The sequence below is a fragment of the Falsiroseomonas sp. genome, assembly GCF_051860665.1.
In the GTDB taxonomy this organism is placed as follows: domain Bacteria; phylum Pseudomonadota; class Alphaproteobacteria; order Acetobacterales; family Acetobacteraceae; genus Falsiroseomonas.
In genome coordinates this window covers 17,682-27,267 of record NZ_JBHYDM010000051.1, presented here as the reverse complement: position 1 = coordinate 27,267, position 9,586 = coordinate 17,682, and the positions used below count along the sequence as shown (strand labels likewise).

The window sequence follows — 9,586 nt, the reverse complement described above, 5'->3', positions numbered from 1 at the left end:
GCTCTTCTCGGGGAGGCTCGGGCCTTACGACGAGGGGTTGGAACCGGGCGGCGATCGCCCGAGCGGTCGCACCCCCAACCCCAAGCGAGGGGCGTGCCCGGAGGTCGGCCATTTTCCTTGGTTTCAGGCTTGTAGACTCAATCGCCCAAGTCCCGAGCTTTGGAGACTCTTCGCGCTATGGAAAGAGTTTTTCGGGTTCGTTGCATTCTCCAACCCTCAAGCCCCCGCCGCGGAACCCCCAGGAGACCTGCGGTTGAGGGCGCCGACGGCGAATGGAAAACGTGAGGTTGGAAAACCGACTGGAGCGGGCGAAGGGATTCGAACCCTCGACCCCAACCTTGGCAAGGTTGTGCTCTACCCCTGAGCTACGCCCGCGCTCCGTCGGTGCGCGCTTCCTACCATGCCGAAGCGGGATTGCAAGCCACCCCGGCAGCTAAATCGCACCGCGCCCGCTCAGCCCGCTCCGCCTGCGCGCCGGGGCCTGGTCCGCGCCGCAGCGGGCGTGGGGTGGGCGGGCCGGATTGGCGGGGCAGGACCAAATCCGAGCAAACTGCTCAGGTGACATTGACAATGCGAATGATTCGCAATTGCATCCGGCCTCCACCAGGAGGGGGTTCTCACCATGTCAGTCCCAGTCTGCCCAACCAGGCACCAGCCCAGCGCCTTCCGTGCCCTGCTGCTCGCCACCGTCGCGGCCTGTATCGCCGCCCCCGCCGGCGCGCAGGATGCGCCCGCCCCGAACGCATCCCAGGCGGAGGAAGTGCGCCTGCCGCCGCTCACCCTGCTGCCGCCAGTCAATACCACAGGCCTGCGCAATGAACGCCGGCTGATGGACACGCCCGCGACGGTGGACGTCATCTCCGGCGCCGAGCTGGACCGCCAGATGGCGCGCAATGCGGAGGACGTCTTCCGCTACACGCCCGGCGTCACGGTCAACCGCCAGACCACCAGCACGGATCCCTTCGGCAGCCTCGGCGGCATCACCGTGCGCGGCGTCGGCGGCAACCGCGTGCTGACGGTGGTGGACGGCTTCCGCACCATCGAACGCATCACCGACAATACCCGCGACGTGGTCGACCCCTGGAACATGAGCCGGGTCGAGGTGGTGCGCGGCCCCGGCTCCGTCCTCTATGGCTCGGATGCGCTGGGCGGCGTCGTGAACTACATCACCCGCAATCCCTCGGACTATATCCGCCCCGGCGAGACCTGGGGCGGTGAGGTCAGCACCAGCTTCTCCTCGCTCGACAACAGCCTGCAGAGCCGCGCCACGGTGGCCGCGCGGGTGGAGGACTGGTCGGCGATGTTCTCCTACCAGCGCCGCGATGCCAGCGAGCCCTCGCGCAACAATTCCCGCTCGCCCGACGGCATCTGGAACTGCACGCGCAACACCGCCGCCGGCGCGCTGCCCTGCAACCGGCTGAACCCCACGGGTATCGCGTCCGACGACTACTTCGCTCGCGTGGTCTGGGATCCGCTTCCGAATTTCCGCCTGCGCGTCACGGCGGATGTGATGCAGCGCGTGACGGATGTGGACCAGCGCTACGACCTGGGCCCGACCTCGGCCACCAGCGGCATCACCAATCTCGATTATCAGCGCCGCCAGGCCATCGATCGCGGCCTGTTCTCCACGGATGCGGAATGGCGTCCGGAGTATGGCTGGCTTGATTCCGTGCGCGTCATGGCCGGCTACCAGCCGCAGCAGATCGAGCGCACTGGCACCCGGCTGCAGCGGATCGCCAGTGGCCAGTATACCACCGCCTTTGACCGGACGACCTATTCCGAGAATGTGCTGCAGGGCGAGGTGCAGCTCAGCTCCAGCCTCAATGTTATCGGCACGCGCCACGTCTTCACCTACGGCGTCTCCGCCAGCACGACGGAGACGGACTACCAGCGCGAGAACATCACCACCAATCTGAACACCGGCGTCCGCACGGTGACGCGCGCCACGGGCTTCAACTTCGCCAATGCCGATACGCGCCGCCTCGACGGCTTCCTGCAGGATGAGATCACGCTCTTCGGTGGCCGGCTGACCCTGGTGCCCGGCCTGCGCTACGCCACCACCCGAATCAGCCCGCGGCCGGATGGCGACTACAAGGCCGTGGTGGGCGCGGAGCCACGCAACCAGGATGACAGCAACCTGTCGCTCGCCTTCGGCGCCATCTGGCGCCTGGATGAGGTCTTCTCGCTCTATGCCAACTACGGCGAGGGCTTCAAGCAGGCGACGGCGGAGCAGCTCTATACCTCGCTGCCCGGCACTTCATCGAACCTCATCCCGAATCCCAACCTGCGGCCGGAGGAAGTGCGCAGCGTCGAGGGCGGCATCCGCGTGCAACTGCCGAATGCCTATGCGAGCCTCGGCGTCTTCCGCGCCGACTACACCGATTTCATCCAGTCCTTCGTGCTCGTTCCCGGTACCGCCAATGACTACACCTACCAGAACCTCAGCGAGGTGACGGTGCAGGGTGTGGAATTCAGCGGCGCCTGGCGCTTCGCACGGGACTGGACGCTGAATGGCGCCGCCTCCTGGCAGGAAGGCCGGCAGCGCGCGACGCCGACCTCGGCCCGCACCGGCTTCGACGGCGCGCGGCCGCTGACCGCGACGGCCGGCATCACCTATGACAACCCGGACCTGCGCACCAGCGTCACGCTGAACGGCACCTATGCGGCGGAGGTGACGAATCTCAGCAGCTCGACGCTCTACCACCCGAAATCCTACCAGGTCTTCGACATGCTGGCCTCCTGGCGGCCGCTGGCGAATCTCGAGCTGAACGGCGGCATCTTCAATCTGCTCGATACGCGCTACCTGCCGCTGGCGCCCGGCGGCACCACCTATAGCGTCTCCAGCGCCACCCTCGACTCCGTCAAGGCGGCAAACCCGATCGAACTGCAGGTGGCCCCCGGCCGCACCTTCCGGGTCGGCGCCCGCGTCACCTTCTGAGGCACGTCCCGGGGCGCCACGATCCGGCGTCCCGGAAAGCCTCCGCCAGCGCCCGGTACTGCCCCGGCGTGGTGTCCGCCCAGGCCTCGGCGCGCGTCGCGGGCCGATCCTCATAGGCGAGGGGTCGCTCGAACTGTTCCGCGGTGAAGTCGAACCGCACGCCCTCGATGATATTGTAGAAGTGCCAGGCCTCGCCGATCCGGGTCCTGGCGAGCGTGCCGCCGAGCACATCCTGCGCGAGCAGCGCGGTCACGCTGCACTGGCCGTGGGCAGGATTGTCGGCGCGAAAGGTGCTGGCTGTCCGGATCGACCAGCAGGCGCGGATCAGGCGAGCGAAGCCAGGCGGGCTGAGCAGCATGGCCACAGCCTGGCAGCCCGGCCAGGCCGCGCAAGCTTTATTCGCCCGCGTCCCGGCACCACCAGGCCTCGTCGCCATAGCCGAAGCGCGGTGGCCGGTCCGGCGCGGTGAAGCGGTCGGAGACCGCCAGTCGCCGCAGCGGATTGTAGTAGGCCGGCACCACCAGCCACTGCCATTGCAGCGCCCGGTCCAGCACGCGGGCCGTGATGCGCATCGTCTCGGGGTCGGATGCCGCCACCAGCCGGTCCAGCAGCGCATCCAGCGCAGGGTTCGCAACACCGCTCAGATTGCCGCTGCCCGTCCGGGTGGCGGCCTCGGAGGACCACAGGTTGCGCTGCTCCGCCCCCGGCCATTCCGGCGGGATGGTGAAGCGGAAGGCCAGGTCGAAATCCCGGGCCCGGATGCGCTGGGCGAAGGTGGAGGCATCCAGGATCTCGAAGCGCGGCGAAATGCCGATGCGGCGCAGTGCGCGGAACCAGACGGTGACCAGCGCCTGCTGCGCATTGCTCTGCGCCAGGACGGAGAGGGTGAAGGGCTCGCCGGTTTCCTTGTGTACCAGCCGGCCGTCGGCCCGCGGCGCCCAGCCGGCGGCATCGAACAGCGCCAGCGCGCGCTCCAGCATGGCGCGGTCCCGCCCGCTGCCATCGCTGCGCGGCGGCTGCCAGGCGCGCGAAAAGGCCTCGGGTGGGAACAACTCGGCAAAATCGGCCATCAGCGCGCGCTCCGCCTCGTCGGGCGGGTCATGGGCGGCCAGCTGGGAATTCTCGAAGAAGCTGGCGGTGCGGCGAAAGCTGCCGTGGAACAGCGCGGCATTGGCCCATTCGAAATCCAGCAGCGTCGTCAGCGCCTCCCGCACCCGCGCATCGGCGAACTTCGCACGTCGCAGGTTGAAGCCGAACCCGTTCATGCCCGTGATGTACCAGTGCGGCTGTTCCACGCGGCGGATTCGCCCGTCGCGCACCGCCGGCGTGTCGTAGCCCACGGCCCAGCGGCGGGTATCGGCCTCCACCATCCAATCGGCATTGCCTGCCAGCAGGGATTCGAAGGCGGCGATGCGGTCGCGGTGCCAGGTGATCTCGATGCGGTCGAAATTCCAGCGGCCGCGCGCGGTGGGCAGGTCTCGCGCCCACCAGTCGCGGTTGCGCGCAAAAACCACGCGGCGGCCCGGCTCGACCTCCACCACACGATAGGGGCCGCTGCCGAGCGGTGCCTCCATGGTCAGCGCGCCGAATTCGCGCCCCTGCCAATAATGCCGCGGCAGGATCTGCACGGTGCCGAGGCGCAGCACGGCTGTCGCGGGGTCGCCGGCCGGCAGGCGGAAGCGCACCACGCGCGGCGATTCGGCCACCGGCTCGGCATGTTCGAACAGCGTGCGGAAATGCGGCCGTCCCTCCCGCCCCAGAAGCTGCGCGGTGAAGACCACATCCTCGGCCGTGATCGGCGTACCATCGGCGAAGCGCGCCTCCGGCCGCAGGGTGAAGCGCACCAGCCGCGCCTCGGCGTCGATCTCGAAGCGCTCAGCCAGATGGCCATAGGCGGCCTGCGGCTCGTCCGGATTCTCCATCAGCAGGGTGTCGAAGGTCCAGCTCCAGACGCCCATCACCATGCGGCCGCGCAGGGTGAAGGGGTTCAGCGTGTCGAAGGTGCCGGGCTGCACCATGCGCAGCGTGCAGCCCTTGGGCGCATCCGGGTTCACATGCGGGAAATGCGTGAAGCCCGGGGGCAGGGCAGGGCGCCCATGCGCGGCGATGGCATCTGCCCGTGGCATTTCGGCATGGGAGGGGGCGCCGAAAAGCAGGGGCAGGAGGGTCAGGGCAGATATGCAATTGCGAGTCATTCTCATATAACACGACCAACGCCGCCCCGGGGCAAGATGCACCTGCACCGCTACATCCTCCGCCGCCTTCTGCTGGTGCCGCCGACGCTGCTCGCGATCGTGGCCCTGAACTTCCTCGTCGCCCAGCTCGCGCCGGGCGGGCCGGTGGAGCATATGATCGCGACGCTGTCCGGCGATGTGCAGGATGCGGCGGAGCGTGCGCTCGGCGCCCAGGCCATCGACGAGGCCCCCGAGCCCGCCTTGCGCTACCGCGGCAGCGAGGGGATGGATCCGCGCCTGGTGGCGGAGATCGAACGGCAATTCGGCTTCGACAAGCCGCCGCTCGAGCGCTTCTGGCTATTGCTGCAGCGCCTGGTCAGCTTCGACCTCGGCCGTTCCCTGTTCCTCGACAGGCCCGTGGCGCAATTGCTGTGGGAGAGGTTGCCGGTCACCGCCGCGCTCGGCGCCTGGTCCATGCTCTTCACCTATCTGCTCGCCGTGCCGCTCGGCATCGCGCTGGCGGTGCGCCGCGGCAGCCGCTTCGACCGGGTGGCGACGGCGCTGACGGTGGGCGCGCATGCCATTCCGGCCATGGTCATCGCCGTGGCGCTGCTGGTGGTCTTTGCCGGCGGGCGCTTCTGGCAGTGGTTTCCGGCGGGCGGGCTGCTCTCCGCCGATGCTGCCACCTTTTCCTGGCCGCGGCTGCTGCTGGACTGGCTGTGGCACCTGGTGCTGCCGGTCGCCGCCATGGTGCTGGCCGGCTTCTCCTCCCTCACGCTGATGACCCGCAACCTGTTCCTGGAGGAGCTGGGCAAGACCTATGTGCTGCTCGCCCAGGCCAAGGGTCTGGCGCCGCGCCGCGTGCTCTTCGGCCATGTCTTCCGCAATGCCATGCTGGTGGTCGCCGCCGGCCTGCCTGCCGCGCTGCTGCTGGAGCTGTCGAGCGGCGCGGTGATGATCGAGGCGCTGTTCGGCCTGCAGGGCCTCGGCCTGCTCGGCATCGATGCCGCGCTGTCGCGCGACTTCCCCGTGATCTTCGGCACGCTCTGGCTTTTCACGCTGCTCGGCCTGCTGATGCACCTGGCCTCGGACCTGCTCTATGTCGCGATCGACCCGCGGATCGGCTTCGATGGCCGCCGTTCCTGAGCCCGCGGTCCCGGTTGCCGCGCCGCCGGCCCCACCCCTGCCGGGCCATGCCGGGCCGCGCCGCGCGGCACCCGGCCTGGCGGGCCCCTTCCGCGCCTGGCCGCTGCGGCTGCTGGCGCTGGTGCTTCTGCTGGTGCTGCCGGCGGAATTCATCGCCAATGACCGGCCGGTGCTGCTGCTGATCGATGGCGTCCTCTCCTCCCCCGCTTTGCAGCGGCCGACGGAGCGCAGCCTGGGCGGCAGCCTGCCCATCCCGGCGGATTTCCATGACCCGGCCGTGCAGGCGCTGCTCGCCGCCCGCGGCGCCTGGCAGCTCTGGCCGCCGATCCGCTTTGCGCCGGATACGGTGGCCCCCGGCCTGCCGCAGGCCGCCCCCGCGCCGCCATCCCGCCAGCACTGGCTCGGCACGGATGACCAGGCGCGGGATGTGCTGGCACGGCTGGTCTGGGGGCTGCGCCTGTCGCTCGGCTTCGCGGTCCTCGTCACCGGCCTCAGCCTCGCCATCGGCCTGACGCTGGGGGCCATCCAGGGCTATTTCGCCGGCGCGACTGACCTGGTGCTGCAGCGCCTGACCGAGATCTGGGGCGGCGTGCCGCTGCTGTTTCTGCTGATGATGGTGGCCAGCGCCATCGCGCCCAATATCTGGGTGCTGGCGGGCGTGCTGTCCCTGTTCATGTGGATGGGCATCGCCGGCCTGACGCGGGCGGAATTCCTGCGACTGCGCGGGCAGGACTTTGTCCGCGCCGCCATCGCCATGGGGGCGCCGCCGCTGCGCATCATCCGCCTCCATATCCTGCCCAATTCCCTGGCGCCGACGCTTTCCGTCGCGCCCTTCATGGCGGCCGGGGCCATGACCATGCTGGCGGGGCTGGACCTGCTGGGCCTCGGCCTGCCGCCAGGCACGCCCTCGCTGGGCGAGCTGCTGGCCCAGGCGCGCAACAACCTGCACGCGCCCTGGCTGGCCGCCGCCGCGGTGGGCACGCTGGGCGGCCTGCTGCTGCTGGTGACGCTGGTCGGCCAGCATCTGCGCGATGCCATGGACCCGCGCCTGGCCCCGGCCCGACGGCAGGTCGTGCCCCTGGCGCTGCCGGCGGGCGATGCGGTGCTGGAGGTGCGCGGGCTGCAGCTCGATTTCGGCGCCACCCATGCCCTTCGTGGCGTGAACCTGACGATCGAGGCCGGGCAGGCGGTGGCGCTGCTGGGGGAATCAGGTTCCGGCAAGACCGTCACGGGCCTCGCCATCGCCGGCCTGGCGCCGCCGCAGGCCACCCGCATCGCCGGCAGCATCCGCCTGGCCGGCCAGCAGCTTCTGGGGCTGGCGGAGCCGGCGCGCCGCGCCGTGCTGCGGGACCGCATCGGGCTGGTCTTCCAGGAACCCGGCGCCGCCTTCAACCCCCTGCACCCGGTGCTGCGCCAGGTGACGGAGGCCGCCGCCACCGCGGGCCTCGGCGCCGCCGCGGCGCGCGCGCGGGCGGCGGAACTGCTGACCCTGGTCGGCCTGCCGGATCCCATCGACCGGCCGCGCGCCCTGCCGCACCAGTTCTCCGGCGGCCAGCTGCAGCGCGCCGTCATCGCCATGGCGATCGCCCGCAACCCGCTGCTGCTGATCGCGGATGAGCCCACCGCCTCGCTCGATGCCGCGCTGCGCGGCGCGCTGCTGGCGCTGCTGGACGGGCTGCGCCGGCGCCTCGGCATGGCGCTGCTGCTGATCACGCATGATGTCGATGCCGCGCGCGCCGTCGCGGACCGCATCGCAGTGATGGATCAGGGCCGCATCCTGGCCGACCTTCCCCTGGCCGGGCTGGCAGCGGCGCGGCAGCCGGCGCTGGAGCCGGCCCTGGGCCGCCTGCTGGTTCCGCAGCCCGCGCCGCCGCGCCGCCCGCCGCCGCCGGGCCCGCCGGTCTTCGCCGCGCGCGGCATCTTCCTGCGCCATGGCGCGCGGCAGGTGCTGCACGGCATCGACCTGACCCTGCATCGCGGCCGGACGCTTGCGGTCACCGGCCCCTCCGGCTGCGGCAAGACCTCGCTCGCCATGGCGCTGCTGCGGCTGGTGCCGGCGGAGGGCACGCTGCTGCTGGATGGCCGCCCGCTGCCGGCGGGCCGCGCCTGGCGGCGGCGCGTGCAGGTGGTGTTCCAGAACCCGGCCGGCAGCCTTTCGCCCCGCCTGACGCTGGGTGCCATCCTGGCCGAGCCGCTGGTCCTGCACCTGCCCAACCTTTCCCCCCGGCTGCGGGCGGAGCGGGTGCGCGCGGCGCTGGCGGAGGTGGGCCTCGACCCGGCGCTCGCCAGCCGCCGCCCCGCGGCACTTTCCGGCGGCCAGCGGCAGCGCGTCGCCATCGCTCGCGCGCTGATCGCGGGGCCCGATGTGCTGATCCTGGACGAGCCGACCTCGGCCCTCGATCGCAGCGTGGAGGCGGAGGTGCTGGCCCTGATCGCCCGCCTGCAGGCCGCGCGGGGCTTCGCCTGCCTGCTGGTGACGCATGACCCGCGCGTGGTCGCGGCCCTGGCCGATGAGGAATTGCGCCTGGAGGCCGGCCGCATCATCGGCTTCCGGCCGCTGGCCCGCCCCCTGTCCCCGAAGGAGATTCCCGCATGACCGAGTCCAGCCCGGACGAACTGCCGAAGCGCTTCCTGCTGAAGGCCAGCCCGGCCGAGGTCGCGGCCCTGCTGCCCGCCATCGGCCGCGCCATGGTCGGCATCAGCGGCGGCGGCACCACGCATGAGCGCATCGGCGTGATCGACGCCGCGCCCTGCACGGCGGAGACGCTGCGCATCCAGGGCGCGCAGCATGATGCGGAGCTGGCCCTGGCCCGCGTGGCGCGCGTGGTCGGCGACCGCAGCAGCACAATGCGCGGCAAGTCCTATCCGCGCTTCGAATTCAAGGATGCGGCGGATGTGACGCTGCTCTCCGTCATCGCCATGGATGGCGCGGAGCTCTACGACGCGGCGGTGCGCGACCATGTGGGCGCGGAGCTGGAGGCGCTGCCCCGCCCCGACCTGCCGCCCACGGAGACCGCGCCCGAGGCCGATGCCGGCAATGCGGCGCTGGAGGCGCTGCGCGCGAGCGGTGGCCAGGTGGAGATCCGCTTCGCCGAGGCCGGCGCCAGCCAGGCCTGGCGCGGCCAGGTGGAGGAGGTGAAGGGCGTGATGGGCTACGCGAACATCATCCGCGCCGATTTCCACCTGCATCTGCGCGGTGGCTCCGTCGCCGGCTTCCGGCGCGAGGCCGATGCGCTGGTCGCGCTGGATGCGGCCGGCGCCGAGACCGGGCTGGTGCTGCGGCCGCTGGATGCGGCGGCGAAGGCGGCGCTGGCCGGCTTCGGCTGAG

At 71.0% G+C, this 9,586-nt stretch carries 6 protein-coding genes and 1 tRNA gene; 4 read left to right on the top strand and 3 right to left on the bottom strand.

Annotation, left to right across the window (positions count from 1 at the left end; all coding sequences use genetic code 11):
• Positions 1-300: 300 nt before the first annotated feature.
• Positions 301-375, bottom strand: a tRNA-Gly gene (locus ACTIF1_RS26045).
• A 247-nt stretch (positions 376-622) separates the two neighbouring features.
• Between ACTIF1_RS26045 and ACTIF1_RS26040 the strand changes: the two genes are divergently transcribed.
• Entirely contained in the window at positions 623-2,938 is a 2,316-nt protein-coding gene (locus ACTIF1_RS26040; protein ID WP_439599386.1) for a TonB-dependent hemoglobin/transferrin/lactoferrin family receptor, read from the top strand.
• Here the strand turns inward: ACTIF1_RS26040 and ACTIF1_RS26035 are convergent.
• Complete coding sequence (locus ACTIF1_RS26035; protein ID WP_439599385.1) at positions 2,928-3,296, bottom strand: YunG family protein; 369 nt, start codon at positions 3,294-3,296, stop codon at positions 2,928-2,930. The two genes, ACTIF1_RS26040 and ACTIF1_RS26035, sit on opposite strands and share 11 nt — an antisense overlap.
• Before the next feature lie 37 nt (positions 3,297-3,333).
• Positions 3,334-5,064 (bottom strand): extracellular solute-binding protein, encoded by a 1,731-nt coding sequence (locus tag ACTIF1_RS26030; protein WP_439599384.1) that lies wholly within the window; start codon positions 5,062-5,064, stop codon positions 3,334-3,336.
• 105 nt (positions 5,065-5,169) lie between these two features.
• On the opposite strand from ACTIF1_RS26030, the gene ACTIF1_RS26025 reads away from it, so the two are divergent.
• Genes ACTIF1_RS26025 through ACTIF1_RS26015 form a run of 3 tightly spaced genes read left to right on the top strand, consistent with a single transcriptional unit; the run spans position 5,170 to position 9,585 of the window.
• Positions 5,170-6,258: an ABC transporter permease subunit gene (locus tag ACTIF1_RS26025; protein ID WP_439599383.1), complete on the top strand. Its 1,089-nt coding sequence runs from the start codon at positions 5,170-5,172 to the stop codon at positions 6,256-6,258.
• Positions 6,242-8,854 carry an ATP-binding cassette domain-containing protein gene (locus tag ACTIF1_RS26020; RefSeq protein WP_439599382.1) on the top strand — a complete coding sequence of 871 codons (2,613 nt, stop codon included), beginning with the start codon at positions 6,242-6,244 and terminating at the stop codon, positions 8,852-8,854. The genes ACTIF1_RS26025 and ACTIF1_RS26020 overlap by 17 nt, the downstream gene beginning before the upstream one ends.
• Positions 8,851-9,585 carry a hypothetical protein gene (locus ACTIF1_RS26015; protein ID WP_439599381.1) on the top strand — a complete coding sequence of 245 codons (735 nt, stop codon included), beginning with the start codon at positions 8,851-8,853 and terminating at the stop codon, positions 9,583-9,585. The genes ACTIF1_RS26020 and ACTIF1_RS26015 overlap by 4 nt, the downstream gene beginning before the upstream one ends.
• Position 9,586: the final 1 nt, after the last annotated feature.

Coding starts and splice junctions, on each gene's coding strand:
- ACTIF1_RS26015 (WP_439599381.1), top strand. CDS start 8,851: ATGACCGAGTCCAGCCCGGACGAACTGCCGAAGCGCTTCCTGCTGAAG.
- ACTIF1_RS26030 (WP_439599384.1), bottom strand. CDS start 5,064: ATGCCACGGGCAGATGCCATCGCCGCGCATGGGCGCCCTGCCCTGCCC.
- ACTIF1_RS26035 (WP_439599385.1), bottom strand. CDS start 3,296: ATGCTGCTCAGCCCGCCTGGCTTCGCTCGCCTGATCCGCGCCTGCTGG.
- ACTIF1_RS26040 (WP_439599386.1), top strand. CDS start 623: ATGTCAGTCCCAGTCTGCCCAACCAGGCACCAGCCCAGCGCCTTCCGT.
- ACTIF1_RS26020 (WP_439599382.1), top strand. CDS start 6,242: ATGGCCGCCGTTCCTGAGCCCGCGGTCCCGGTTGCCGCGCCGCCGGCC.
- ACTIF1_RS26025 (WP_439599383.1), top strand. CDS start 5,170: ATGCACCTGCACCGCTACATCCTCCGCCGCCTTCTGCTGGTGCCGCCG.